Origin of the sequence: Pseudomonas sp. ATCC 43928 (assembly GCF_005938665.2) — a bacterium.
Taxonomy (GTDB): domain Bacteria; phylum Pseudomonadota; class Gammaproteobacteria; order Pseudomonadales; family Pseudomonadaceae; genus Aquipseudomonas.
This window is the reverse complement of the sequence record NZ_CP041753.1, coordinates 6,041,814-6,067,695: the sequence shown is the minus strand read 5'-3', so window position 1 is coordinate 6,067,695 and position 25,882 is coordinate 6,041,814. Positions and strand designations below refer to the sequence as shown.

The following is a 25,882-nucleotide window of genomic DNA, read 5'->3' as shown; positions in this document are numbered from 1 at the left end:
TTTGATGTGAGGCCCCGGGGAATTTGACGTCTGCACGGGTCTCATCGCCAGCTACCGCACCCCCGCAAGGTCAGTTTTCGGTCAGCGGCAACAGCGACGGCTCTGGGACGGTACTCCTTCGCGGTGCCGGATGAGGTTGCACGCGGTGAGTTGCGGCTGTTGCGCAATCCAGAGGATGACCTGTAGGCCAAGGCACCTCCTTGAAGCGCCTTGGCGGCTGGCGAACCAGCACTGCACCTAAATTGTACCCTTGGACCCTGGGACTGTATCTGTGGTGGACCAGCCAGAAACGCGAAAGCCGCGCAATGCGCGGCTTTCTTGTTTGGTGGGCCCACACGGACTTGAACCGTGGACCAAAGGATTATGAGTCCTCTGCTCTAACCAACTGAGCTATAGGCCCTCAGTAGGCCGCGGATTATAGCGATGGTTTCTCGGCTGTGCTATCCGAAAAATCCGATACGGCTATACGAAGAAACGTCGCGGCGAATTCGTCGGGGGAAAGTGGCAGGCTGACGATGTAGCCCTGGATCTGTTCGCAGCCTTCGGCGGTGAGGAATTGTTGCTGGGCATGGGTTTCGACGCCTTCGGCGATGACGGTGAATTGCATGCTGCGGCCCAGGGCGATGATTGCGCGGACAATCGCTGCGTCGTGCGGGTCGTCCGGCAAGCCGCGGACGAAGGACTGGTCGATCTTGAGGATGTCCAGCGGCAGGCGTTTGAGGTAGCTCAGGGACGAATAACCGGTGCCGAAATCGTCGATCGCCAGCTGCACGCCCAGGCGTTTGAGTTGGTGCAGGACCGTCAGCGCTTCTTCGGCCTGGCTCATGATAAAGTTTTCGGTAATCTCCAGTTGCAGAAAATCAGGTTTGAGGCGGTTGTCCTTGAGCAATTGCTCGATCCGGCCGAGCAGGTTCGGCTGGCGTAATTGAGCGCCCGCCAGGTTGACCGAGAGTGGGCCGAGGCACTCATAGACCTGATTCCACTCGTACATCTGCTGGCAGGCAGTCTCCAATACCCAATCACCGATTTGCAGGATCATGCCGTTTTCTTCGGCCAGGGGAATGAAGTGCTCGGGGGGCACATCGCCGAAGGTCGGGTGATGCCAGCGAATCAGCGCTTCGGCACCGACCAGCCGATGATCCTTGAGGCTGATTTTGGGCTGGTAGTACAAAAACAGCTCATTGCGCTCGATGGCGCGTCGCAGTTCATGCTCCAGTGCCACGCGTTCGCTGGCCTGGGCGGTGAGGTCGCGGGTGTAGCTTTCAACCCGGTTACGGCCCTTGGCCTTGGAGCGATACATCGCGGCATCGGCGTTCTTGACCAGCGTGGCAACGTCGCAGCCGTCCTTGGGATACAGGCTGGTGCCGATACTGGCGCTGATGAAAAACTCATGCTCACCGGCCTGGAAAGGGGCGCTGAAGCAATTGAGCAGCTTGGTGGCAATGTTGTCGGCATCGCTGGCCTGTTGCAGGCCGGGGAGCAGGATGATGAATTCGTCGCCACCCAGTCGCGCCACGGTATCGATATCGCGCAACTGCTCCTTGAGGCGCACGGCGATGCCTTTTAGCAGCAGGTCGCCGACCGGGTGACCGAGGCTGTCGTTGATGTGTTTGAAACGGTCCAGGTCCAGGAACAGCACGGCGCCCTGGCCACCGTTTTCCTGCTGGTTGTTCAGCGCGGTCAGCAGACGGCTTTCGAACAATGTACGGTTTGGCAGGCCGGTCAACGGATCGTGGTGCGCCTGGTAGTCGAGTTTGGCTTGCGCGTGCTTGAGGCTGGAAATGTCCGCGAACACCGCGACAAAGTGGGTGATGAGATTGTCCCGGTTGCGCACGGCGCTGATGGTCAGCCAGCTCGGGTAGAGCTCGCCGTTCTTGCGCCGGTTGGAAATCTCGCCTTGCCAATGACCTTCGGCGGTCAGTTGATGCCACATCGCAGCATAGAAGGCGCTGTCGTGCAGGCCCGAGGCGAGCAGGCGAGGGGTGTGGCCCAGTGCTTCGGTCTCGCTGTAGCCGGTGATTTCGGTGAATGCCCGATTGACCGCGCTGATGTGCTGTTGGGTGTCGGTGATCAAGACGCCCTCGGCGGTGCTTTCGAACACGGTGGCGGCCTGTTGCAGTTTTTCCTGCATCAGGTGCCGCTCGGTAATGTCCCGGGCGATGGTCAGCATGCAGTCTTCATCGCCGATGGGCAGTGGCCGGCTTGAAACTTCGCAGAGCCGGATCTGCCCGTCCTTGCGGCGGATGTGGCAACTGAAATCGCGGACGAAACCATCCCGGTGCAGCAATTCGAGCATCTGTTTGCGCTCGTTGAGATTGACCCAGATCCCCAGGTCCAGCGCCGACCGATCTACCGACATCGCACTGTTGAACCCGGTTATACGGCTGAAACCTTCGTTGACCTCCAGCAGCAAGCCGTCGCTCTGCCGGGACAGCAGCAAGCCGTCGGGGGAGGCGTGGAAGGCCTTGGCGAATTTCTCTTCGGAGGTTTGCAGCTGTTGCTGGGTTTCCTTGAGCTGACTGATGTCTCGTACGACGACCACCAGGGCCGGGGTCGTGTCGAGGTCGAAAGGCTCGGCGGAGATCAGGCCGGTAAACACCTGGCCATTGTTGCGGCGAAAGGGCATCTCCAGGTTGCGGATACTGCCGGCCTGCAATCGCTGCAGCAAACCCGGTCCCACGCCAGGAACGCCCCAGATGTTCAGGTCGGTGGCCGTCTGGCCTATGACGTCTTCGGCCTTGAGGCCGATCTGTTCCTCGAACGCTTCGTTGACTTCCAGCAGGCAGCCATCGGAAAGCCGTGCGATCACCAGAATATCCGGGCATTGCTGGAACACTGAGGCGAACTTCTGTTCCGACAGGCGCAGCGCCTCTTCGGTGCGTTTGGCTTCGCTGATATCGATCATCAGCCCGCGCAGGACCGGTTCACGGCCATGTTCGATCAGGCTGACGATATCGCGGACCCACAGGCAACGGCCATCAGCGGTGATGACCCGGTAATCGACACTGTGATCGCGCCCGGCCGCCACTTCACGGTCGCAGAAGGCCTGGGCCCGGGTGAGGTCCGCGGGGTGGATGATGTTGCGCCAGAAGCCCGGAATCAGCCAATGGGACAGGGGATAACCGAGGAGGTCCTGGGCATGGGGCGACACGTAACTGTAGGTGTAATCGCTGATCTGCGCTTCCCAGGCGATGGCTGAAAGACTCTCCACCAGCCCGCGGTAATGGTATTCGCTGCTGCGCAGCTCCTGTTCCAGATTGACCCTGCGGGCTATTTCCGAGCTCAGTCGGCGGTTGATCCGGATAACCACTGCCAGAACGACGATCAGAAGCAGTAGTCCTGGGAGGCCGTACATCAGCACATCGGACCAGAAGGTTCGATGATCGAGGACATTACCGACCCAATGTTCCTGGATGGCACTGATTTCACTCGGGCTCATGTCTGCCAGGACTTTGTCCAGGATACTGACCAGCAGCTTGTCGTTCGGCGGGACGGCCATCGCCAATTGATAGCGGTAGGGCGTTTCACCGCTGACGTAGAGCCCTTCGAGCTTGAGCTGGCGCAGGCTCCAGACGCTGGAGGCAAGATCGCCCACGACGGCGTCCACCGCATCGGTGGCAAGTGCCTGCAGCGCCGAGCTGACATTGGGCATTGCCACCAGATTCAAGTCGGGATGCTGGGTGCGCAACAGTTCATGGGGAGCGTAGTTTTCCACCACGGCGATCTTCAGCCCGTACAGATCTTTGAGTTTGCGCGGTTGGGGGCCTCCGACGTGGGCCAGAATGACAATCGGAAAATCGAGGTAGGGGCGGGTGAACGACAGATAGGTCTGGCGCTCGGGGGTCGACATGATGCCCGGCAAGATGTCTAGCTTGCCTTGTTTGGCCTGCTGCAGCACTTCAGTCCAGCTGACCGGTTCGATGGGCGTGAGTTTGATGGCCAGCCGTTGCCGGATGACGTTGATATAGTCCGCTGCCAGGCCCTGATAACGCCCATGATCGTCGCGAAACTCAAACGGCGGCCAGGAGGCATCGACGCCCAGGCGCAATTCCGGGTGAGCCGCCAGCCAGCTACGTTCTTCGTCGGTCAGAGTCAGCGCGCCAGCCGTTGCGGTCCAGGTCATCAGCGACAGCAAAAAAAGCACGGTCGACCATCTGGGCATAACGGTCTCGTTATGGCTTTGGGGGAATGCTTCGAGTGTAGACGGGCTATTCGGCGGGTGGGACGTGCGGGGCATTTAATCTGCATAAAGCAAAACCCCCGGCCTGGGCCGGGGGTTCTGTGATCACTCGTCGAGGAAGGAGCGCAAATGCTCGCTTCTCGTCGGGTGGCGCAGCTTGCGCAGCGCCTTGGCTTCGATCTGACGAATCCGTTCACGGGTCACGTCGAACTGCTTACCAACCTCCTCGAGGGTGTGGTCGGTATTCATGTCGATACCGAAACGCATGCGCAAAACCTTGGCTTCACGGGCAGTGAGGCCGGACAGGACTTCGCGAGTCGCTTCTTTAAGGCTCTCAACGGTGGCGACATCGATTGGCGACTGCATGGTCGAGTCTTCGATGAAGTCACCCAGATGGGAGTCTTCGTCATCACCGATCGGGGTTTCCATGGAGATCGGCTCTTTAGCGATCTTCAATACCTTGCGGATCTTGTCCTCAGGCATTTCCATGCGTTCGCCCAGCTCTTCCGGGGTCGGTTCGCGACCCATTTCCTGCAACATCTGCCGGGAAATACGGTTGAGCTTGTTGATCGTCTCGATCATGTGCACCGGAATACGGATGGTGCGGGCCTGGTCGGCGATCGAGCGAGTGATCGCCTGACGGATCCACCAGGTGGCATAAGTCGAGAATTTGTAGCCGCGGCGGTATTCGAACTTGTCTACCGCTTTCATCAAGCCAATGTTGCCTTCCTGGATCAGATCGAGGAACTGCAGGCCACGGTTGGTGTACTTCTTGGCGATGGAGATCACCAGACGCAAGTTCGCTTCGACCATCTCTTTCTTCGCGCGGCGGGCCTTGGCCTCACCGATCGACATGCGACGGTTGATGTCCTTGATCTCGGCGATCGTCAAACCGGTTTCGGTTTCCAGCGCGGTCAGCTTCTGCTGGCAACGAATGATGTCCGGTTGCAGGCGACCAATGGCTTCAGCGTATTTGCTTTTGCCTTTGGCCAGTGCATCGCTCCAGCTTTCGTCGACTTCATTGCCCGGGAACTGGCGCAGGAAGTCGGCACGCGGCATGCGGGCATCACGAACGCACAATTGCATGATCGCGCGCTCTTGCTGACGCAGACGATCCAAGGCGCTGCGAACACGCTCGACCAGGCCTTCGAATTGCTTCGGCACCAGTTTGATCGGCATGAACAGCTCAGCCAGGGCCAACAGCTCGGCAATCGCAGCCTTGTTGTAGCGACCGTGCTTTTTCAGCGCCTTGCGGGTGATTTCCATCTGATCGGCGACAGCGCCAAAACGCTGTGCGGCGATGACCGGATCCGGACCGCTTTCGGCTTCTTCTTCGTCATCGCTTGCTTCGGCGTCATCGTCGTCGGTGTCGTCGTCCGCTTTCACGGCTTTCGGGTCGACAGGCGGTGGCACTTCGGCTGCAGGCGGCGCAATGCCGTCGTCCGGGTCGATATAACCGCTCAGGACGTCGGACAGGCGGCCACCTTCGGTGGTGACGCGAGTGTACTCGGAGAGAATATGGTCAACCGTGCCAGGGAAGTGCGCGATTGCGCCCATCACTTCGCGGATGCCCTCTTCAATACGCTTGGCGATTTCGATTTCGCCTTCACGTGTGAGGAGCTCTACCGTACCCATTTCACGCATGTACATGCGCACTGGGTCGGTGGTGCGACCAATGTCGGTCTCGACCGCTGCCAACGCTGCTGCTGCCTCTTCGGCCGCGGCTTCGTCGGTATCGGCGTCGGCCAGCATAAGGGAATCCTTATCTGGCGCAACCTCGAATACGTTGATCCCCATGTCATTGATCATGCGGATGATGTCTTCCACCTGTTCCGGATCTGAAATATCCTCCGGCAGGTGGTCGTTGACCTCCGCGTAAGTCAGGTAGCCCTGCTCACGACCAAGTGTGATCAACTCTTTGATACGAGACTGCTGTTGCGCTTTTCCGGACATAACACCCTATCCACTGAAGGTCTTGGCGGGCAAAAAACAAGCCGAGGATTATACCTGAGCTATGACCTCACGCGCCAGTTGAGGTCGGGTTTGATGCGCAAACATTGCGGCTTAAAAGGTCGCGCAGTTGATTTTTCTCTTCGGCACTCAACTCACTTTGACGCGCTTTTCGAAGAAGTTGTTCCAGATTTCGCTCGCGTTGGCGGGCTGACAAGCTAGTAATGGTGTCGAAAAACTGTTGTTCAAGGTTATCTCCATCAATCAGCCATTCCTTTTCTGCCAGCGCTTTCAGCAGTCGGCCCTGTTCAGTGCCGTGCCAACGCGCAATCAGTTGAAATGAGTTTAGCTTGGGATTCTTCTGTACGGCTTCGAGCAGGGCGACCAGCAGTTGCGTGTTAGTGTGGTCTTCGGCCGCAAAGTGCCCGGCATCCTCGACTTTTTCGGCCAGTTGCGGGTGATGCAGCAACGTGCGCAAGGCGGCCAGGGTGGGTGGCTCTACAGCAGCCGGTACCCGTGGCGCGCGCGGTTGATCGCGATCGCCGCCACGTTTGCCGTTCTTGTCCCACGGCTTCTTGTCCCATTTCTTGCCGCCAGCGCCGGGTTTTTTCGGCGTCCACTCCTGCTGCGGCACATACATCTCTTGCGCCTGCGGCTGATGGTAGTCGCTGTAATCGGGCATGGCGTCGTAATCAATGCCCGGGTCGTAAGCCGGTGGTGCTTCCTGAGGTGCGCTTTGCACCAGTTGACTCACGGCTTCACCGCTGAGCCCGGTAATTTCGGTCAGGCGCTGGCGCATCAGAATGCGTAGGTTGGCGCCCGGAACCTTGTCGATCAGTGGCGCGGCGAGGGTAGCCATGTGGGCCTTGCCTTCAAGCGAGCGCGGGTCCGATTCCTCGGTCAGCTGTTGGAAAAAATAATCGGCCAATGGCTGTGCATGCTGATTGATCCGCGCGCGGAAGGCGTCAGTGCCTTCGGAGCGGACCAGCGTGTCCGGGTCTTCGCCTTCGGGCAGGAATAGAAAGCGTGCGCGCCGTCCGTCCTGCAGGCTCGGCAACGTCGCTTCCAGTGCACGCCAGGCAGCGTTGCGGCCGGCCTGGTCGCCGTCGAAGCAGAACAGTACGTTGGGTACGACGCGAAACAGTCGCTTCAAGTGCTCTTCGCTGGTGGCGGTGCCCAGGGTTGCCACAGCATTGCGCAGGCCTTGCTGGGCGAGGGCGATGACGTCCATGTAGCCTTCGACGACGATGATTTCGTCGAGGTTGCGGTTGTTCTTGCGCGCTTCGTAAAGGCCATAGAGTTCCTGGCTCTTATGGAAAACCGGGGTTTCCGGTGAGTTCAGGTATTTCGGCTTGTCGTCGCCCAGTACCCGGCCGCCGAAGGCGATGATGCGCCCGCGACTGTCGCGGATCGGGAACATCACGCGATCGCGGAAGCGGTCATAGCGCTTGCCGGTTTCGGTGTTCTCCACCAGCAGGCCGGCATCGATCATGGCCTTTTGCTGCAGGGTGTCGCTGCTCAGATGCTTGAACAGATTGTCCCAGCCGGGCGGAGCGAAACCGAGGCCGAAATCCCGAGCAATTTCGCCGGTCAATCCACGACCTTTCAAGTAATCCACGGCCGCTTTGCGCGCCGGATGGCTTTTCAGGGCCTGGCGGTAAAAGTCGGCGGCAGCGGTGAGCAGCGGATACAGCGGCGAATCGGTGGGCTGCCGCGGTTTGTGCGGTCGGCCGCTTTCTTCGCGGGGGATTTCCATGCCGGCGGCTTTGGCCAGTTCTTCGACTGCCTGGGGGAAGTCCAGGTTGTCGTGGTCCATGATGAAGCCGAGGGCGTTACCGCCAGCGCCGCAACCGAAGCAGTAATAGAACTGTTTGTCGGGGCTGACGCTGAAGGAGGGGGTTTTCTCTTTGTGAAACGGGCAGCAGGCAGTGTAGTTCTTGCCGGCCTTTTTCATTTGCAGGCGCGAGCTGACCACATCGACGATGTCGGTGCGGTTCAGAAGGTCGTCAATGAAGCTCTGGGGAATTAGCCCGGCCATGGCGTTCTCGTCATCTGCGCTGAAATGGACCCGAAACGAAGTGCGGCCGAACGCAGGTCGTTGTTTGAGGCGCGCAGGGTGTGCGGCTCGACCGGTGTCGTCTGCGTAATCGCTGTCGGGAAGTGTATCTGCCGAAAATCCACTGACGTTAGTACCAATCAGCATTCGACTATTCGAAAGTGTTTCGCTGAGTCCGGCGACGGCCAATCTATGGCCTCGGATAGCTCAATAAGCGGGCACGCAAGAAGGTGCCTTGGGCTGATCGTCGTGAGAGGAATCAGTGGGTGTGCTCGTCAGTAGCCTTGAAAGGCTCGTCAGAAAAGACGTGCACCGCTGGCAAAAGAGCCAGGTCTGACGCTGTGAAGCAGGTTTGTCTCGGTCGCGTCTGCGGCTTTGACGGTGAAGCATCAAGCGTTGTCCGCAAATGCCATTAGCCCGGCTGAGGGCCGGGCTTGGCAGAAGCTTGCTACGATCGTCTGTGTATTAGTACAGACGAACGGCGCGGCGCTGTTCGCGCTGTACTTTCTTGGCGTGACGCTTAACAGCGGCTGCTGCTTTGCGCTTACGCTCAGAAGTAGGCTTCTCGTAAAATTCGCGGCTACGAACTTCAGCCAGTACACCGGCTTTTTCGCAGGAGCGCTTGAAACGACGCAGAGCTACGTCGAAGGGTTCGTTCTCTTTAACTTTGACGGCTGGCATCCAGAGCTACCTTCATTCATTACCGGGGTCAACATCCTCGCGGCAAAAGAGCACTTGAAGACGTCGGTTTTTAAGGGTTGCGGATGTTAACCCCTCATCGCTCGGAATGCAAAGCCTCTGATCGAAAACCGCTGGTCGGGGCATCACGCGACGACTATTATGCGCGCCTTCGAATTCAGCCTCTACAAGGCGCAAACCCATGCTAGTACTGGGATTAGAAACCTCTTGCGACGAAACCGGTGTCGCACTTTACGACAGTGAACGCGGGTTGTTGGCCGATGCGCTGTTCAGTCAGATCGACCTGCATCGCGCTTATGGCGGCGTTGTGCCGGAGCTGGCTTCGCGCGATCACGTCAAACGCATGCTGCCCTTGATCCGTCAGGTGCTGGCGGAGGCCGACTGCGTGCCGACCGAGATCGACGCCATCGCTTATACCGCCGGCCCCGGCCTGGTCGGAGCCCTGCTGGTAGGGGCTTCCTGCGCGCAGGCGCTGGCTTTTGCCTGGGGTATCCCGGCACTGGGCGTGCACCACATGGAAGGTCACTTGCTGGCGCCGATGCTGGAGCCGCAGCCACCGGAGTTCCCGTTCGTCGCTTTGTTGGTCTCGGGCGGTCATACGCAGCTGGTTCAGGTCGACGGGATCGGTCAGTACACGCTCTTGGGCGAGACCCTCGACGATGCCGCCGGCGAAGCGTTCGACAAAACTGCAAAAATGATGGGCCTCAATTACCCGGGCGGTCCGGAGATCGCTCGTCTGGCGGCGCAAGGCGTTGACGGACGTTTCGTCTTCCCGCGTCCGATGTGTGATCGTCCGGGCCTGGCGTTTAGCTTCAGCGGTTTGAAAACCTTCGCCTTGAACACCTGGCAGCAATGCGTCAGCGCCGGGGACGACGGCGAGCAAGCCCGTTGCGACATCTCGCTGGCGTTCCAGCAGGCCGTGGTGGAGACTTTGACCATCAAGTGCAAGCGTGCCCTGAAACAGGCTGGCATGAAGCGTCTGGTGATCGCTGGTGGCGTCAGCGCCAACAAGGCGTTGCGTACGTCACTGGAAAAAATGCTCGGCGACATGAGGGGCGATGTGTTTTATGCCCGTCCGGAGTTCTGTACCGACAACGGTGCGATGATTGCGTTTGCCGGCTGCCAGCGCTTGCGGGCCGGTCAGCACGAAAGCCTGGCAATCAGCGTGCAGGCGCGCTGGCCGATGGAGCAGTTGTCGGCTCTGTGATGAGTGGCGCTCACGTGCGGTATTTAAAAATGCCGTTCGCGCCCGGCAAACAGGTCGCGTAGATTGCCGCGATGACGCCAGACGATCAGCCCCGTGAGTGCGCTCATGGGCAGCAGTGCCGCCGGTTCTTGCCAGGCGAGCAGCGGCAGGGTCAGGGGTGTGGCAATCAGGGCGGCGAGTGAGCTGGTGCGGGTCAGGTAGAACGTCAACAGCCAGGCACAGACCGCCAGCAGCGCAGCGGGTGGATAGAGCCCCAGCAGCATGCCGGCCGCGGTGGCGACACCCTTGCCGCCGCGAAAGCGGAAGTACAGTGGAAACAGGTGACCGATGACGGCGAAGACGCCGATCCAGGCCTGTTCCTGCAGTGAAAGGCCCATTGCACCTGCGACCAGCACTGGCAGCAGGCCTTTGCAGAGGTCGCCGAGCAAGGTCAGGATGGCGAGTTTTTTGCCGGCCAGACGAAACATATTGGTGGCACCGGCATTGCCCGAGCCACTCATTCGCGGATCGGGGTTACCGGTCAGGCGGCTGAGCAAAATGGCGAAGGACAGAGAGCCGAGCAGGTAGGCGAAAATCGCCAGTGACCAAAACATGCTAACTATTCCGGGCGAGGACGCCCTGATTCTAACGGCGCATTGCGCCCTTGTCGTGCAGCGGAGAGAAGTGCTTGGACAGAGTGTTTATCGAGGGCCTGGAAGTCGACACCGTGATTGGTGCCTACGACTGGGAACGAGGCATCCGACAGTGTCTGCGACTTGATCTGAGCTTCGCCTGGGACAATCGTCCGGCCGCTGCTGGTGATGACCTGACTCTGGCGCTCGACTACGCGAGCGTTTCGTCACGCATCCAGGCTTTTGCCGAGCAGGCGCAGTTCCAGCTGGTCGAGACGTTTGCCGAGCGTCTGACAGAAGTGCTGATGAGTGAGTTCAAGATCACCTGGATGCACCTCAAGCTGACCAAGCCAGGTGCCGTTCCGGCGGCCAAGGGCGTGGGTGTGGAGATCGAGCGCGGATGTCGCTGACTCAGGTGTACCTCGGGCTCGGTAGCAATATCGAGCGCGAATCCCATTTGCAGGCTGGCCTGGACGCCCTGGCGGGTTTCCTGGTGGATATGCGCTGCTCGGCGGTGTTCGAAAGCCAGCCGGTGGGGATCAAGAGCGGGCCGTTTTTCAACTTTGTGGTCTCGGCCTATACCGATCTACCGTTGATGGAGCTGGATCGACGGCTGAAATTCATCGAGGCGGATAACGGCCGTTACGCGCCGGACCGCAAGGGCTTGCCGCTGGATATCGACGTGCTGCTGTTCGGCGATCTGGTGGGCAATTTCGATGGTTTGGTCTTGCCGCGGGTAGAGATTCTGAAAAACGCATTCGTGCTGTGGCCGTTGTCGCTGATTGCGCCGGACAGAGTGCATCCGGGTGTAGGCAAAAGCTTTGCGACCTTGTGGAGCGAGGCGCGGATCGATCAGGTGTTGGCGCCGGTGGCTTTTGAGTGGCGCGGTGAGCAGTTGACCCCTTCCGATATGCTGTAAAGCAAAAGATCGCAGCCTGCGGCAACTTCTACGCCGATCTCTGTAGGAGTTGCCGCAGGCTGCGATCTTTTGCCCTTGCTTATGCTTTTTCTTTGTAGGCCTTCAGCGCCTTGAGCCGCTCGCGCTTGATCGCCTCGCCCAATTCCGGCCCCTTGAATCCCTTCTCCAGCAACGGCTGAACCGCCACGCTTCGCGCTGCAGTCGCCGCACCGCGCAAATAATCCGCCTGTGGATAACTTCGCTGCTCCAGGCCTTTGCGCCCTCGAGCGTCCATCTCGCACGCCGCAATAAACTCCTCAAAGCGCTGAGGTCGACGATAGACGTCGAAACTCTGCAGCAACTCCAGCAAGGTCGACGGTTTCAGTTCCAGAGCCCGGTGGCCATGGGTGTGATACTCGCCCACCAGCAGTGCCAATTCCTGACAATCCTTCGGTGCCTTGAAGCGCTCGTTGACCGCTTTGATCAGCTTCAGGCCTTTTTGCTCGTGGGCGATGTGGCGGGGCCATTCCTCCTCGGGCGTCAGTCCTTTGCCCAAGTCGTGCAGCAGGCAGGCCCAGCGCACGGTCAGCGGATGTTTGTGCTGTGCCGCTTGCTCCAGCACGCTCAGGGTATGCACGCCTGTGTCGATTTCCGGGTGATGGGCCTCGGGTTGCGGTACACCGAACAGCGCATCGACTTCCGGCATCAGCACTTTGAGCGCACCGCACTCGCGCAGCACCTGGATGAACACCTGGGGTTGGTCTTCCATCAGCGCACGGGCGATTTCTTTCCAGCTGCGTTCCGCGGTCAGTGCCTCCAGTTCACCCGATTCGCTGAGTTGCCTCATCAGCGCCAGTGTCTCGGGGGCGACGGTGAAGCCCAGTCCTGCATAACGCGCGGCGAAGCGGGCAACGCGCAGAACGCGGAGCGGATCTTCGGCGAACGCGGGGGAAACGTGACGAAGCAGGCGAGCCTCGAGATCCCGCTGGCCATGGTAGGGGTCGGTCAGGTTCTGCTGATCGTCTTCGGCCATGGCGTTGATCGTCAGGTCACGACGAATCAGGTCTTCTTCGAGCGTGACTTCGGGGCTGGCGTGAAAGGTGAAGCCGCCGTAACCGCGCCCGCTTTTGCGTTCGGTGCGGGCGAGGGCGTATTCCTCACCGCTTTTGGGGTGAAGAAATACCGGAAAATCCGCACCCACCGGGCGAAAGCCCTTGGCGAGCATTTCTTCGGTGGTGGCGCCTACCACGACCCAGTCGATATCGGTGACAGGCCTGCCCAGCAGGCGATCGCGTACCGCACCACCGACTTTATAAATCTGCATAAAAAACCTCCGTTAGCCCGACAGAATAACCTTTGCGTCGAACTTCCGGAGGCCGAAACAGGATCAAAGATGAATGACAGCCAAGTCTAGCCGGCCGTAGTCTCCCTCGCCGTGTTCGCTTCTGGGTGGAACATGGTGGGTTTTCACCACCTGATCCCCTTGCAGGGTTTCCAGGTGAATGTCGAAGCCCCAGAGCCGATGCAGGTGCTTGAGCACTTCCTCGGTGGAATCGCCGAGCGGCTTGCGGTCGTGCTGCTGGTGACGCAGGGTCAGCGAGCGGTCCCCGCGCCGGTCGATGCTGTAGATCTGGATGTTGGGTTCGCGATTGCCCAGGTTGTATTGCGCCGCCAGGGTTTCGCGGATGGTTCGATAGCCCTCTTCGTCGTGGATCGCCTGAACCAGCAGATCATCCTTTTGGTCGTCATCGAGGATGCTGAACAGCTTCAGGTCGCGGATCACCTTGGGTGACAGGTACTGCAGGATGAAGCTCTCGTCTTTGAAGCTGCTCATGGCGAATTTGATGCTGGACAGCCAGTCTGTGCCGGCGATTTCCGGGAACCAGCGGTAGTCCTCTTCGGTAGGCTGTTCGCATATCCGCCGGATATCGCGATACATGGCAAAACCGAGGGTGTAGGGGTTGATTCCGCTGTAGTAGGGACTGTCGAAGCCCGGCTGGAACACCACGCTGGTATGGGACGTCAGGAACTCCATCATGAAGCCATCGGTGACCAGGCCTTCGTCATACAAGTCGTTCATCAAGGTGTAGTGCCAGAAGGTGGCCCAGCCTTCGTTCATCACCTGTGTCTGGCGCTGTGGATAAAAATACTGGGCGATCTTGCGCACGATCCGCACGATTTCACGTTGCCATGGCTCCAGCAGCGGGGCGTGTTTTTCGATGAAATACAGGATGTTTTCCTGAGGCTCGGCGGGGAAGCGTGCGTTGTCCTTGTCGCTGAATTTGTCCGCGCCTTTTGGAATGGTCCGCCACAAATCGTTGATCTGCTTTTGCAGATGTTCTTCCCGATCCTTCTGCCGACGGCGTTCTTCTTCGGCGGAAATCGGATAAGGGCGTTTGTAACGGTCGACCCCGTAATTCATCAGCGCATGGCAGGAATCGAGCAAGTCCTCTACCGCGTCGATACCGTGGCGTTCTTCGCACTGCATGATGTACTGCTTGGCGAACACCAGGTAATCGATGATCGAGCTGGCGTCGGTCCAGGTGCGGAACAGGTAATTACCCTTGAAGAAGCTGTTATGGCCATAGCAGGCGTGAGCCACCACCAGGGCCTGCATGCAGATGGTGTTTTCTTCCATCAGATAGGCGATGCAAGGGTCCGAGTTGATCACAATCTCGTAGGCCAGCCCCATCTGGCCGCGGCTGTAGGATTTTTCGGTACTTAGGAAGTGTTTGCCATAGGACCAATGGTGATAACCCAGGGGCATGCCCACAGAGGCGTAGGCGTCCATCATCTGTTCGGCAGTGATGACTTCGATCTGGTTGGGGTAGGTATCGAGCGCATAGCGGGCCGCGAGACGACTGATTTCGCGGTCGTAGGCCTGGATCAGCTCGAACGTCCATTCGGAGCCGGTGGAAATGGGTTGGCGCTTTTGCTCTTTGGCGGTCATGTCACTAACCTGCGCTGGAAGAGTTCACGGAAGACCGGATAGATATCCCCGGCCGAGACCAGTTGCTGCTGGGCAAAAGTGTCAGAGAAGGCTTCGGCGATGCGTTCGTACTCGAACCACAGGGCCTGGTGTTCGCGCGGGGTAATCTCTACATAAGTGTAGTACTGCACGAACGGCATGATCTGATTGATCAGAATGTCGCGGCAGATCGGCGAGTCGTCGTTCCAGTTATCGCCGTCGGACGCCTGGGCGGCATAGATATTCCACTCATTGCTCGGATAACGCTCGGCCATGATCTCCTGCATCAGTTTAAGGGCGCTGGAAACGATGGTACCGCCGGTTTCCCGGGAGTAGAAAAACTCCTCCTCATCCACTTCGCGGGCACTGGTGTGGTGGCGGATGAACACAACGTCGATTTTGTCGTAGTTCCGCTTGAGGAACAGGTACAGCAGGATGAAGAAGCGCTTGGCGATGTCCTTGGTCGCCTGGGTCATGGAGCCGGACACGTCCATCAGGCAGAACATCACTGCTTTGGAGCTCGGGTTCGGCTGTTTGATCAACAGGTTGTACTTGAGGTCAAAGGTGTCGAGAAATGGCACTCGGTGAATGCGCGCACTGAGCTTCTCGATTTCCGCTTCGAGTTCCTGGATGTCGCCGAAGTTGTCCGGCTCCTCCCGTCTAAGCCGGGCGAGCTCCTCTTTGACTTCGCGCAGTTTTGCCCGGCTGCTGCCGGACAGGGCGATTCGCCGGGCATGGGCCGAGCGCAGCGTACGGATAATGTTGATCCGTGACGGGTTGCCCTCGTTGCTGATGCCCGCGCGTACGGTCTTGAAGGTGTCGGTGCCGGTCAGGTGACGTTTGACCAGGTTAGGCAGTTCAAGGTCCTCGAACATGAATTCGAGGAATTCTTCCTGGGTGATCTGGAAGACGAACTCGTCCATCCCTTCACCCGAGTTACCGGCCTTACCGGGGCCTCTGCCGCCGCCACCTCCGGGCGGGCGGGCAATGTGCTCGCCGCTGGTGAACTCCTTGTTGCCCGGGTGCACGATGGTCTGCTTGCCGCCCCGGCCATGGTGAAGCACCGGCTCGTCGATGTCGCGGCCGGGAATGCTGATTTGCTCGCCGTGTTCCATATCGGTAATGGAACGCCGGCCTACCGCCTCTTCGACGGCCTTTTTGATGTGATCACGGTAGCGCCGCAGAAACCGCTGACGGTTTACCGTGCTCTTGTTCTTGCCATTGAGACGTCGGTCGATCACATAGCTCATGACTGCTCCTTAGAAGCTGTCCTGAAAGGGGCGAGCGGTTATGCAGCATCGACCTGTGCCGAGGGATGTTCACGCTCCCCCAAGCGCTTCTGGATGCTGCCTGAACCTCGTTACCGACTTTCGAACACCTCCCAGAGGTCTGTGTAACAGAAAATGCGTACACAGGCCTCTGGCTAACGACAACCGGTCTGACCGGCAGCGGGTTACTGTGATTTTCTGACCCGCAAGTACCACTCGGACAGCAGTCGTACCTGTTTGTCGGTGTAGCCCCGCTCGACCATCCGTGTGACGAAGTCGTTGTGCTTCTGCTGGTCCTCTTTGCTGGCCTTGGCGTTGAAGCTGATGACCGGCAGAAGGTCCTCGGTGTTGGAGAACATTTTCTTCTCGATGACCACCCGCAGTTTTTCGTAGCTGAGCCAGGTTGGGTTCTTGCCGTTGTTGTTGGCACGGGCGCGCAGTACGAAGTTGACGATTTCGTTGCGGAAATCCTTCGGATTGCTGATGCCGGCCGGTTTCTCGATTTTCTCCAGTTCCTCGTTCAGGGCTACGCGGTTGAGGATCTCGCCGGTTTCCGGATCGCGGTATTCCTGATCCTGAATCCAGAAGTCGGCGTACAGCACATAGCGATCGAAGATGTTCTGGCCGTACTCGCTGTAAGACTCGAGATAGGCAGTCTGGATCTCCTTGCCGATGAACTCGATGTAACGCGGCGCCAGGTACTCTTTCAGGAAGCGCAGATAGCGTTCGCGGGTCTCGGCCTGGAATTGTTCCTGTTCGATCTGCTGTTCCAGCACGTAGAGCAGATGCACTGGGTTGGCGGCGATTTCGTGCGGATCGAAGTTGAAGACCTTCGACAGGATCTTGAAGGCGAAGCGGGTCGACAGACCGTTCATGCCTTCGTCGACACCTGCTGCATCGCGGTATTCCTGGATCGACTTGGCCTTCGGATCGGTGTCCTTGAGGTTTTCGCCGTCATACACGCGCATCTTGGAGTAGATGTTGGAGTTTTCCGGCTCTTTAAGGCGCGAGAGCACGGTGAACTGAGCGAGCATTTTCAGCGTGTCGGGTGCGCAATGGGCCTTGGCCAGCGAGCTGTTGAACAGCAGCTTGTCGTAGATCTTCACCTCGTCGCTGACGCGCAGGCAATACGGCACTTTGACGATATAGATCCGGTCGATGAAGGCTTCGTTGTTCTTGTTGTTCCGGAAAGTGTGCCATTCCGATTCGTTGGAGTGGGCCAGCAGAATCCCGGTGAACGGAATTGCCCCCAAGCCTTCGGTGCTGTTGTAGTTGCCTTCCTGAGTGGCCGTCAGCAATGGGTGCAGCACCTTGATCGGTGCCTTGAACATTTCGACGAATTCCATCAGGCCCTGGTTGGCCCGGCACAGCGCACCCGAATAGCTGTAGGCATCGGCGTCGTTCTGCGGGAACTCTTCCAGTTTGCGAATATCGACCTTGCCCACCAGTGCCGAGATGTCCTGGTTGTTTTCATCGCCCGGTTCGGTTTTCGCAACTGCAATCTGGTTGAGGATCGACGGATAGAGTTTCACCACGCGGAACTGGCTGATGTCGCCGCCGAATTCGGCCAGGCGCTTGGTAGCCCATGGCGACATGATGGTGTTGAGGTAGCGCCGGGGAATGCCGAAGTCTTCCTCGAGGATCGCGCCATCTTCAGTGGCGTTGAACAGACCCAGGGGGGACTCGAAAACCGGCGAGCCCTTGATTGCGTAAAAGGGCACTTTCTCGATCAGCTGTTTGAGCTTTTCGGCCAAAGATGACTTACCGCCACCGACTGGGCCAAGCAGGTAGAGGATCTGTTTCTTTTCTTCCAGACCCTGAGCGGCATGGCGGAAATACGACACGATCTGGTCGATGCATTCTTCCATCCCGTGGAAGTCTTCAAAGGCCGGATAGCGGCGGATCACCTTGTTGGAAAAGATGCGCGACAGCCTCGAGTTGGTTGAGGTGTCGAGCAGTTCCGGTTCGCCGATGGCCAGCAATAGACGCTCGGCCGCGGAAACGTAGGCGCTGCGGTCCTTTTTGCACAGTTCAAGATACTCTTGCAGCGAGAGTTCTTCCTGGCGCGTGGACTCGAAGCGTTGTTGGAAGTGGCTAAAGATACTCATGACGTCACCTCGCTCGATACGTGGAGCCGACGCCGGATCACTCAGTCGATGCTGGCAGCAACCGAACAGGCAGTTGCTGTTTACCCCCCAGAACTCTTCCGGAGCTGACTACTCCGAAAGCTACTCCCGATGACCCGTGCGCCGGTGTACCGGCTCTCCCCTGTTTTGGATGGCCTGCGCTTAAGGATAGTTGGGAATTTGGGAGGTAAAGGCAAGATACGTAATTAGTTGTGGCGGACCGTTCGTCTGTAATCGCGCGAGCCCACGGGGGCCGGGGCTTGCGCATTACAAAATAATTATTCGGAAGTGCCTTGCGCCGTTTCCGAAGGATAGGTCGTACGCCACAGCTCAAAACCGCCGTCCATGCTGTAGACGTCGGAAAAGCCCTGGCTGATCAGATAAGCAGCTGCGCCCTGGCTGGAATTTCCGTGATAGCAGACCACTACCGTCGGTGCATCCAGATCGGCGCCCTGGATGAAAGCATGCAGAGAATGGTTATCCAGATGCTTCGAACCGGTGATGTGCAGTGCGGCAAATGTTGCCGGGTCGCGGACATCGACCACCACCGCGCCTTGTTCGCGCAGGGCCTGGGCCTGTTCTGGGGGGATACGTTTGAATTCGCTCATGGCGGGCTCCTGTGGCTCGGCTGAAAGCGCAGTCTAGCGCGGGGCGCTGGCTGACGTTTGTTCGGGAATAGAGGTGGCGACTGCCGGTCGAAGGTGGCCATGGGCGTCGCATTTGCATTGCAGGCGCTCAAAGGTGTCGACATTCATCAGGGTCATGGCACCACCCCAGACGCAACCGCTGTCGAGGGCAAAGAGCCCCGGTTCGTTGCACTGGCCTTCGAGCGCCGCCCAATGGCCGAAGATGATCTTCAGGCCTTTGGTTTTACGCTCCTTGTGCGCGAACCACGGCGCATAGCCCGGCGGTGCGGTGTCGATGCCTTCCTTGCCCTTGAGGTCGAGTTTGCCGTCGCTGGTGCAAAAACGCATCCGGGTGAAATAGTTGGTGATGACTCGCAGGCGGGCGGCGCCTTTGAGGTCGCTATTCCATTTCACCGGCTCGTTGCCGTACATGCCGTCAAGGTAAGGCGCGAAGCGGTTGTCATCGTGCAGGGCTTCTTCGACTTCGGCGGCGCACTTCAAGGCTTTGCGCAGCGACCATTGCGGCGGGATACCGGCATGGACCAGGGCGATATCGCGTTGTTCATCGTAGTGCATGAGCTTTTGCTGGCGAACCCACTCCAGCAGGTCCGCGCTATCGGGTGCTTCGAGGATCTCACGCAAGGTATCGGCTTTCTTCAGGCGCTCAATGTTTTGCCCGACGGCCAGCAAGTGCAGGTCATGGTTGCCGAGTACGCATACCAGCGACTCGCGGATGCCATAGAGGAAGCGCAGGGTTTCCAGCGACTGTGGGCCACGGTTGACGAGATCACCCACCAGCCACAGGCGATCTCGGGCAGGGTCGAAGGCCACTTGCTTGAGCAGGCATTTGAGCGGTTCAAGGCAACCTTGGACATCACCGACGGCATACGTCGCCATCAGTGCAACGCCCCTGGGACCGCCAGACGGAACGGCGCGATGATGGCGTCGAAGTGCTTACCGTCTTCGGCGAGCATCTGGTAGGTGCCCTGCATCGTGCCGACCTTGGATGTCATGACGGTGCCGCTGCTGTACGTGTGGCTCTTGCCCACCTCGATCAACGGCTGCTGGCCGACGACGCCCGCACCGCGAACCTCCTCGACATGGCCGTCACCGTCGGTGATGACCCAATGCCGTGAAAGCAGTCTGGCGGGTAGCAGGCCATTGTTTTGCACGGTGATGGTGTAGGCGAAGGCAAAGCGGTCTTGCTCGGGTTGCGATTGTTCTGCCAGATAGCGGGTGACGACGCTGACGTCGACCTGGTAACGAGGATCGGACATGCAAAAGGCCTTAGAAACGAAGCGGAACGCGGGGCGTAGCTGATAGAACTCAGTCTAGGCCAAGTATCGGGTAGTAAACCAGAGTGGCGTCCTACCCGATAGCGCTCATCGCCTGTCAGTCAGTGGCAGGCTTTTGTAGGGCTTGTTCACTGAGCTTGTCGGCCAGGCGTACGAAGGCGGCCAGGTCGAGTTGCTCGGGGCGCAAGCTGCCATCGACGCCGGCAGCTTCGATTTCGGCATTGCTCAGCAAAAGTTTCAGTGTGTTGCGCAGGGTCTTGCGGCGCTGGTTGAAGGCTTCACGCACAACGCGCTCCAGCAGGCGATGATCCTTGGCCGGGTGCGGCAGTACCGCGTGGGGCACCAGGCGCACGATCGCGGAGTCGACTTTCGGCGGAGGATTGAACGCGCCCGGGCCGACGTTGAACAGATGCTCGACCCGGCAATGGTACTGAACCATGATCGACAGGCGACCCCAGTCACCGCCACCCGGACCCGCCGCCAGACGTTCGACCACTTCCTTTTGCAGCATGAAGTGCATGTCGCGAATCAGGTTGGCGTTGTTCAGCAGATGAAAGATCAGCGGCGTCGAGATGTTGTACGGCAGGTTACCGACCACTCGCAGGCTGTTTGGCGCAGCGTTCAGGCTGTTGAAGTCGAACTTCAGCGCGTCACCCTGATGCAGGTTGAAGTTGCTCTTGCCGGCGAACTGCTGATTGAGAATCGGGATCAGGTCCTTGTCCAGCTCTACGACGTCCAGTTGAGCGCCGCTGTTGAGCAGGCCGGCGGTCAATGCACCCTGGCCCGGACCGATTTCCAGCAGGCGGTCTTCAGGTTTGGCGTGAATGGAGCGCAGGATGCGATCGATAACGCCGGCATCGTGCAGGAAGTTCTGGCCGAAGCGCTTGCGCGCCCGGTGTTGGTAATGCTCGGTCATAAACGGGTCTCGGCCATCTGGTAGGCGGTTTCCAGGGCGACTTGCAGGCTGCCGGTGTCGATGTTGCCGCTGCCGGCCAGGTCCAGGGCGGTGCCGTGGTCGACCGATGTGCGGATGATCGGCAAGCCGAGGGTCACGTTGACTGCCGCGCCGAAGCCTTTGTATTTCAGCACAGGCAAGCCCTGGTCGTGGTACATCGCCAGCACCGCGTCGCAGTGCTCCAGATATTTGGGGGTAAACAGAGTGTCGGCGGGCAGGGGGCCGCGAAGGTCCATGCCCTCGCCGCGCAGGCGCTCTAATGTAGGTTCGATGATGTCGATTTCTTCATGGCCCAGATGACCGCCTTCACCGGCGTGCGGGTTGAGCCCGCAAACCAGGATGCGTGGCTGGGCGATGCCGAATTTTTCTTTCAGGTCGGTGTGCAGGATCCGCGTGACCCGCTCCAGCCGCTCCGGCGTGATCGCGTCGGCAATCTCGCGAAGAGGCAGGTGAGTGGTGACCAGCGCCACGCGCAAACCGCGGGTGGCGAGCATCATCACTACTTGCGCGGTGTGGGTCAGGTCAGCGAGAAACTCCGTGTGCCCGGAAAAGGCGATCCCGGATTCGTTGATCACGCCCTTGTGCACCGGCGCGGTGATCATGCCGGCGAAATGCCCATCCAGACAGCCCTGGCCAGCACGGGTCAGGGTTTCCAGAACGAAAGCCGCATTGGCCTTGTCCAGTTGCCCGGCGGTGACCTTGGCGTTGAGGGGCGTATCCCACACATACAGGCTGTTGGCGGGTGCAGGAGCATCCGGCCAGCTGTCCGGCGTTACCGGCAGCAGATCGACAACCACGCCCAGCTGCGCGGCCCGCTCAAGGAGCAGGTCGCGGCTGGTAATGGCAATCAGGGGGTGTGGCTGGGCTTGCGAGGCGAGCAGCAGGCACAGGTCGGGACCTATGCCGGCTGGTTCGCCGGGGGTCAGCGCGAAACGCTTGGGTTTCACTGCGCTGCCTGGTCTGCACCAGGGAGTTTGATTTCTACGTACGCTTCGTCACGGATCTGACGCAGCCAGGTTTGCAGCTCTTCGTCGTATTTGCGGTTACGCAGTACGGTCATCGCTTGCTGCTCACGGGCCTGGGCGGTGCTGTCGGTGGCGCGGCGGCCAAGAACTTCCAGTACGTGCCAGCCATATTGGGTCTTGAACGGCTTTGACAGCTGACCTTGCGGGGTCTTGGCCATCACTTCGCGGAATTCAGGCACCAGCGCGTTCGGGTCGATCCAGTTCAGGTCGCCACCGTTGAGGGCGGAACCCGGATCCTCCGAGAAGCTTTTCGCCAGCTCGCCGAAATCTTCGCCCGCTGCGATACGGGTATAGAGCGACTGAGCCAGGGCCTTGGTTTTTTCTTCGTCGCGAATCGGACTCGGTTTGACCAGGATGTGCCGCACGTGGACTTCGTCACGCACCTGGGATTCGCCGCCACGCTTGTCGAGGATCTTCAGGATAATGAAGCCGCCCGGTGTGCGCATTGGTTGGGTCACGTCGCCAACGGCCATGGTGCCGAGCAAACGATCGAACGGAGGTGGCAGTTGAGCGGCTTTACGCCAGCCCATGTCGCCGCCTTCCAGCGCGGTTTCGCTGGCGGACTTGGCGATTGCCAACTGACCGAAGTCAGCGCCTTGCTTGAGTTGCTGGTAAACCGCGTCGGCTTGCTTGGCGGCATTCTGAATCGCGTCGGAGTTGGCGCTTTCCGGCGTAGGAATCAGGATGTTGGCCAGGCGGAACTCTTCGGACAGCTGCATTTTGCCCAGATCGGATGCCAGGAAGTTCTTCACTTCCTGCTCGGACACCTGGATGCGCTCCGCCACACGGCGCTGACGCACACGGCTGATGATCATTTCGCGGCGGATCTGGTCACGGGCATCGTCATAAGACAGGCCGTCGCGAGCCAAAGCGGCGCGGAATTGTTCGATCGACATGTTGTTGCGCTGGGCAATGGTGCCGACAGCCTGGTTCAGCTCTTCATCGGTAATGCGGATGCCGGAACGCTCGCCGATCTGCAATTGCAGGTTTTCGACGATCAGACGCTCGAGCACCTGCTGATCCAGTACGCCGGTAGGCGGTACGGCAGCACCGCGTTTGGCGATGGTTTGCTGAACTTCGTGAACGCGCCGGTCCAGTTGGCTCTGCATGACCACGTCATTGTCGACGATGGCCACCACTTTATCGATGGACTGTACCGCGGCGTTGGCCGCGGTACCCAGGAACAGCGCGCCCAGCATCAGCGGGCGCAGACAATCAGAAAGCTTGGTCTTCACGTTCACGATAACCTTGGATGCCTTTGTCGAGGAAACTCTCTACTTTGGCGCCGGTGAGGCCGCCGAGTCCCTTCAGAACAATTTGGAGGAAGACGCCGTGGTCGCCTTTTTCGTTTTGTGGAGCTTCCTGACTGAATTCGTCATAGGAAACCCAGTAACGGTTGATCAGGCGTAGTTTCCAGCAGCAGTTGTCGTACTCGAAACCACCAAAGGCTTCCAGGGTACGGTTGCGGTTGTAGTCATACTGCCAGCGGCTGATGGCGTTCCATTGCGGCACGATCGGCCAGATCACCGAGAAGTCGTGCTGTTTGATCTTGTAGTAGTCCTTCACGTAGCCAGGTTGGCCCGGGGTGCCGTAATCGCCACCGCCCACCGACCATTTACCGGTGTTCTGGTCATAACGGACCTGGTCATTGCGATAGCGATAGCCGGCGTTGATGACCTTGTTCGGGTTGTCTTCAGGCTGGTAGTGGAACATCGCGCTGCCCGAGCGAGGGCTGCGGCTGTCCGGGTCCCAGTTGTAGTCGGCCGTGGTACGCCAGTCGCGGTTCCAGCGGTATTCGTATTCCAGTGCATATGGCGAAACGTTGGCCTTGGCATCGTCACGATCATCGAAAGCAATGCCTGGCAGTTGGACTTTACGGTCCTTGAAGTACAAGGCCTGGCCGACGCTGATGCGTTGACGTTCGAAACCATTGTCTTCGATCCAGCGGCTGGTCACGCCCAGGGACAGTTTGTTCTCGTCGCCGACACGGTCGGAGCCGGAGAAACGGTTGTCACGGAAGAGCGACGCGTAATTGAAGGTGTATTCGCTGGTGTCGAACACTGGAATATCCTTCTGGTCTTCCTCAGGTACATAGAGGTAGAACAGACGCGGTTCCAGGGTCTGACGGTAGTTTTTTCCGAACCAGGAAGTGTTGCGGTCAAAGTAAAGACCGCTGTCGATGCTGGCGATCGGTACCCCACGGTTCTGGTTGCTGCTGAATGTGCCGTTGAGCCTGTCCTGCTCCGCGCTTTGCGAAGCGATTTCGCTTTTGCCCCGGCCGTCCAGATCCAGTTGATACTGTGTGTACTGGTACTTGAGCGATGGCTTGAAGAAACCATAGGTCCAGTACAGCGGCAGGCTGACACCTGGTTTGAGATTCAAACGGTCGCCGTTGGCGCGTGCCAGACCAAAGATGTTGTTATCCAGACGTGACTCAGTGGTAATCCCGTCCTGCTGGACGAATGTTCCAGTCTTCAGATCCCGGTCAAATCGAACGATCTCTGTCTCGTAATCGAAGTCCAAACCTTCCGGATGATACGGCAGCTGACCATTAAAGGTGATCTGCGGCAAACGGTCATACGGCGTGATGTTCGAAACGGTCGCCAGCTGATAGGCCTGGGCGTTCAAGCGAGCGGTGTAGCTGTCGCCACGATAGGTGACAGAGCCCTGCTGGTTCACGTAGTCAGCGCTTTTCACGCCAATCTGGTCAGTCTGCAGATCCTGGAAGTAATACGGATCGCTGATCTTGGTGTAGTCAACCTGCGTAAAGACGCGCGAGTCGAGGCCACCCTTGTGCTGCCAGTTGTACATGTAGCGGTTTTTTTCGTAGTCGGTCTGCTTGCTGCGTTCGGTATCTTCGTCGTTGAGGTAGGCGGCGCCGAACTGACCTTCGCTGGACTTGGTCAGGTAGCGGAATTCGCCTTCCATCAACAAACCGTGCTTGTCCATGTAGCGCGGGTACAACGTGGCGTCGTAGTTTGGCGCCAGGTTGAAGTAGTACGGAGTGACCAGCAGGAAGCCGGTATCGCTGCCGGTACCGATGGTCGGCGGCAGGAAGCCGGACTGGCGACGGTCATCGATCGGGAAATAGATGTACGGCGTGTACAGAACCGGAATGTCCTTGACCCGCAACGTCACGTTGGTCGCGGTACCGAAACCGGTGGCCGGGTTCAAGGTGATGTTGTTGCCCTTGAGCTGCCAGGCGTTGCTGTTCGGTTCGCACGTGGTGTACGTACCATCCTTGAGGCGGATGATCGCGTTCTCGGCACGTTTGGCATATAGCGCGTTACCGCGGATACGCGACTTGTGCATCACGTACTCGGCGTTGTCGACCTTGGCTTCACCGGTGTCGAGCTGTACGTCGGCGTGATCGCCGACGATCAGCGCGCCATTGTCGCGAATGCGCACGTTGCCGGCCAGTTCGCCACGGCTCTCGGCCTGGTACAGGTTCGCTTCGTCGGCTTCGACCTGCATGCTGCCCTGACGCATGACCACGTCACCGGCCAGGGTCGCGACCTGCTCTTCCTGCTTATAGCGGGAGGCCTTGGCGCCGATAAAGGTTGGAGCGTCACTTTTATTCGTCTTGTCGTTCATGCCAGGACGAATCGGTTCGATATAGGAACCAGAGCAGTAAGGACCGGTTTCGGCCAATTGCGCTGCGGTGAGCTTCTCGCGCGGAACCCAGTCGAGGTGGCTGTAGTCTTCACTACGCGACTTCAGGCCGCGGCCCTTGGACTCGGTAACCAGCACAGGCTTGGCACCGGTGTCTTCGCTGGAGGCGGTGCCTGCCGGGGTTTCTCCAGTAGCGGAAACTGCGCTGCCTTCATGCACGGGGCGCGGCGGCAATGCAGCGGCCGGTGCCTTTGGCGCACAGTCCCAGGCACCCGAAGCAGATACTGAGCAGTCATACTGTTCCGCGGCGACCACGAACGACGTGGCCAGGGGTTGCAGGGCCAGCAGACTGCCGGTAACCAACAACGGAAATTTTTTACGAAACGCGGGGGATTTCAATGCCATC

General features: G+C 59.1%; 19 protein-coding genes and 1 tRNA gene. 3 read left to right on the top strand and 17 right to left on the bottom strand.

Annotated elements, in window-relative coordinates:
• Nucleotides 1-323 precede the first annotated feature (323 nt).
• The 5 genes from FFH90_RS28020 to rpsU all read right to left on the bottom strand — a co-directional run bounded on the left by FFH90_RS28020 (nt 324) and on the right by rpsU (nt 8,867).
• Nucleotides 324-400 (bottom strand) — tRNA-Ile (locus tag FFH90_RS28020).
• A 15-nt stretch (nt 401-415) separates the two neighbouring features.
• Nucleotides 416-4,162, bottom strand: a complete 3,747-nt coding sequence (locus tag FFH90_RS28015) for a bifunctional diguanylate cyclase/phosphodiesterase (RefSeq protein WP_138866400.1) — start codon at nt 4,160-4,162, stop codon at nt 416-418.
• A gap of 123 nt (nt 4,163-4,285) precedes the next feature.
• Complete coding sequence (gene rpoD, locus FFH90_RS28010; RefSeq protein WP_007936542.1) at nt 4,286-6,133, bottom strand: RNA polymerase sigma factor RpoD; 1,848 nt, start codon at nt 6,131-6,133, stop codon at nt 4,286-4,288.
• Between the two features lie 67 nt (nt 6,134-6,200).
• Complete coding sequence (gene dnaG, locus FFH90_RS28005) at nt 6,201-8,168, bottom strand: DNA primase (RefSeq protein ID WP_138866814.1); 1,968 nt, start codon at nt 8,166-8,168, stop codon at nt 6,201-6,203.
• A 483-nt stretch (nt 8,169-8,651) separates the two neighbouring features.
• Complete coding sequence (rpsU, locus tag FFH90_RS28000; protein ID WP_002551877.1) at nt 8,652-8,867, bottom strand: 30S ribosomal protein S21; 216 nt, start codon at nt 8,865-8,867, stop codon at nt 8,652-8,654.
• 199 nt (nt 8,868-9,066) lie between these two features.
• Here rpsU and tsaD point away from each other — a divergent pair, with 199 nt between their 5' ends.
• On the top strand, nt 9,067-10,092 hold the full coding sequence (tsaD, locus tag FFH90_RS27995; protein WP_018928841.1) for a tRNA (adenosine(37)-N6)-threonylcarbamoyltransferase complex transferase subunit TsaD: 1,026 nt from the start codon (nt 9,067-9,069) through the stop codon (nt 10,090-10,092).
• A gap of 23 nt (nt 10,093-10,115) precedes the next feature.
• Here the strand turns inward: tsaD and plsY are convergent, their stop codons facing one another.
• Nucleotides 10,116-10,685 carry a glycerol-3-phosphate 1-O-acyltransferase PlsY gene (gene plsY / locus FFH90_RS27990; protein ID WP_018928842.1) on the bottom strand — a complete coding sequence of 190 codons (570 nt, stop codon included), beginning with the start codon at nt 10,683-10,685 and terminating at the stop codon, nt 10,116-10,118.
• A 74-nt stretch (nt 10,686-10,759) separates the two neighbouring features.
• Between plsY and folB the strand changes: the two genes are divergently transcribed.
• Together folB and folK are read left to right on the top strand one after the other, a co-directional pair.
• Nucleotides 10,760-11,113 (top strand): dihydroneopterin aldolase, encoded by a 354-nt coding sequence (gene folB / locus FFH90_RS27985; protein ID WP_018928843.1) that lies wholly within the window; start codon nt 10,760-10,762, stop codon nt 11,111-11,113.
• Entirely contained in the window at nt 11,104-11,622 is a 519-nt protein-coding gene (gene folK / locus FFH90_RS27980; RefSeq protein WP_138866399.1) for a 2-amino-4-hydroxy-6-hydroxymethyldihydropteridine diphosphokinase, read from the top strand. The genes folB and folK overlap by 10 nt, the downstream gene beginning before the upstream one ends.
• 79 nt (nt 11,623-11,701) lie before the next feature.
• On the opposite strand, the gene FFH90_RS27975 is transcribed toward folK, so the two are convergent.
• The 11 genes from FFH90_RS27975 to FFH90_RS27925 all read right to left on the bottom strand — a co-directional run bounded on the left by FFH90_RS27975 (nt 11,702) and on the right by FFH90_RS27925 (nt 25,881).
• Complete coding sequence (locus FFH90_RS27975; RefSeq protein ID WP_138866398.1) at nt 11,702-12,925, bottom strand: multifunctional CCA addition/repair protein; 1,224 nt, start codon at nt 12,923-12,925, stop codon at nt 11,702-11,704.
• 63 nt (nt 12,926-12,988) lie between these two features.
• Nucleotides 12,989-14,551: a SpoVR family protein gene (locus FFH90_RS27970; protein ID WP_138866397.1), complete on the bottom strand. Its 1,563-nt coding sequence runs from the start codon at nt 14,549-14,551 to the stop codon at nt 12,989-12,991.
• On the bottom strand, nt 14,548-15,819 hold the full coding sequence (locus FFH90_RS27965) for a YeaH/YhbH family protein (protein WP_018928847.1): 1,272 nt from the start codon (nt 15,817-15,819) through the stop codon (nt 14,548-14,550). Before FFH90_RS27965 ends, FFH90_RS27970 begins: the two co-directional genes overlap by 4 nt.
• A gap of 203 nt (nt 15,820-16,022) precedes the next feature.
• Nucleotides 16,023-17,945, bottom strand: a complete 1,923-nt coding sequence (locus FFH90_RS27960) for a PrkA family serine protein kinase (RefSeq protein ID WP_007904259.1) — start codon at nt 17,943-17,945, stop codon at nt 16,023-16,025.
• Between the two features lie 296 nt (nt 17,946-18,241).
• Complete coding sequence (gene glpE / locus FFH90_RS27955) at nt 18,242-18,571, bottom strand: thiosulfate sulfurtransferase GlpE (protein ID WP_018928848.1); 330 nt, start codon at nt 18,569-18,571, stop codon at nt 18,242-18,244.
• Between the two features lie 33 nt (nt 18,572-18,604).
• On the bottom strand, nt 18,605-19,486 hold the full coding sequence (locus tag FFH90_RS27950) for a symmetrical bis(5'-nucleosyl)-tetraphosphatase (protein ID WP_111452917.1): 882 nt from the start codon (nt 19,484-19,486) through the stop codon (nt 18,605-18,607).
• A complete protein-coding gene (gene apaG / locus FFH90_RS27945; RefSeq protein WP_018928850.1) occupies nt 19,486-19,866 on the bottom strand; it encodes a Co2+/Mg2+ efflux protein ApaG in 381 nt (126 codons plus the stop codon). The genes FFH90_RS27950 and apaG overlap by 1 nt, the downstream gene beginning before the upstream one ends.
• A 115-nt stretch (nt 19,867-19,981) precedes the next feature.
• Complete coding sequence (gene rsmA, locus FFH90_RS27940; RefSeq protein ID WP_018928851.1) at nt 19,982-20,800, bottom strand: 16S rRNA (adenine(1518)-N(6)/adenine(1519)-N(6))-dimethyltransferase RsmA; 819 nt, start codon at nt 20,798-20,800, stop codon at nt 19,982-19,984.
• Entirely contained in the window at nt 20,797-21,786 is a 990-nt protein-coding gene (pdxA, locus tag FFH90_RS27935) for a 4-hydroxythreonine-4-phosphate dehydrogenase PdxA (RefSeq protein WP_019580736.1), read from the bottom strand. The genes rsmA and pdxA overlap by 4 nt, the downstream gene beginning before the upstream one ends.
• Nucleotides 21,783-23,099, bottom strand: coding sequence for a peptidylprolyl isomerase SurA (surA, locus tag FFH90_RS27930; protein ID WP_138866396.1), 1,317 nt, complete (start codon nt 23,097-23,099; stop codon nt 21,783-21,785). The genes pdxA and surA overlap by 4 nt, the downstream gene beginning before the upstream one ends.
• Nucleotides 23,080-25,881, bottom strand: a complete 2,802-nt coding sequence (locus FFH90_RS27925; RefSeq protein WP_138866395.1) for an LPS-assembly protein LptD — start codon at nt 25,879-25,881, stop codon at nt 23,080-23,082. Before FFH90_RS27925 ends, surA begins: the two co-directional genes overlap by 20 nt.
• Nucleotide 25,882 lies beyond the last annotated feature (1 nt).

Bases quoted from the DNA above. Each gene is read 5' to 3' on its own strand.
- rpoD (WP_007936542.1), bottom strand. From the start codon at position 6,133: ATGTCCGGAAAAGCGCAACAGCAGTCTCGTATCAAAGAGTTGATCACA.
- rpsU (WP_002551877.1), bottom strand. From the start codon at position 8,867: ATGCCAGCCGTCAAAGTTAAAGAGAACGAACCCTTCGACGTAGCTCTG.
- apaG (WP_018928850.1), bottom strand. From the start codon at position 19,866: ATGTCCGATCCTCGTTACCAGGTCGACGTCAGCGTCGTCACCCGCTAT.
- FFH90_RS27960 (WP_007904259.1), bottom strand. From the start codon at position 17,945: ATGAGTATCTTTAGCCACTTCCAACAACGCTTCGAGTCCACGCGCCAG.
- FFH90_RS27925 (WP_138866395.1), bottom strand. From the start codon at position 25,881: ATGGCATTGAAATCCCCCGCGTTTCGTAAAAAATTTCCGTTGTTGGTT.
- dnaG (WP_138866814.1), bottom strand. From the start codon at position 8,168: ATGGCCGGGCTAATTCCCCAGAGCTTCATTGACGACCTTCTGAACCGC.
- FFH90_RS28015 (WP_138866400.1), bottom strand. From the start codon at position 4,162: ATGCCCAGATGGTCGACCGTGCTTTTTTTGCTGTCGCTGATGACCTGG.
- tsaD (WP_018928841.1), top strand. From the start codon at position 9,067: ATGCTAGTACTGGGATTAGAAACCTCTTGCGACGAAACCGGTGTCGCA.
- plsY (WP_018928842.1), bottom strand. From the start codon at position 10,685: ATGTTTTGGTCACTGGCGATTTTCGCCTACCTGCTCGGCTCTCTGTCC.
- folK (WP_138866399.1), top strand. From the start codon at position 11,104: ATGTCGCTGACTCAGGTGTACCTCGGGCTCGGTAGCAATATCGAGCGC.
- rsmA (WP_018928851.1), bottom strand. From the start codon at position 20,800: ATGACCGAGCATTACCAACACCGGGCGCGCAAGCGCTTCGGCCAGAAC.
- FFH90_RS27970 (WP_138866397.1), bottom strand. From the start codon at position 14,551: ATGACCGCCAAAGAGCAAAAGCGCCAACCCATTTCCACCGGCTCCGAA.
- FFH90_RS27950 (WP_111452917.1), bottom strand. From the start codon at position 19,486: ATGGCGACGTATGCCGTCGGTGATGTCCAAGGTTGCCTTGAACCGCTC.
- FFH90_RS27965 (WP_018928847.1), bottom strand. From the start codon at position 15,819: ATGAGCTATGTGATCGACCGACGTCTCAATGGCAAGAACAAGAGCACG.
- FFH90_RS27975 (WP_138866398.1), bottom strand. From the start codon at position 12,925: ATGCAGATTTATAAAGTCGGTGGTGCGGTACGCGATCGCCTGCTGGGC.
- glpE (WP_018928848.1), bottom strand. From the start codon at position 18,571: ATGAGCGAATTCAAACGTATCCCCCCAGAACAGGCCCAGGCCCTGCGC.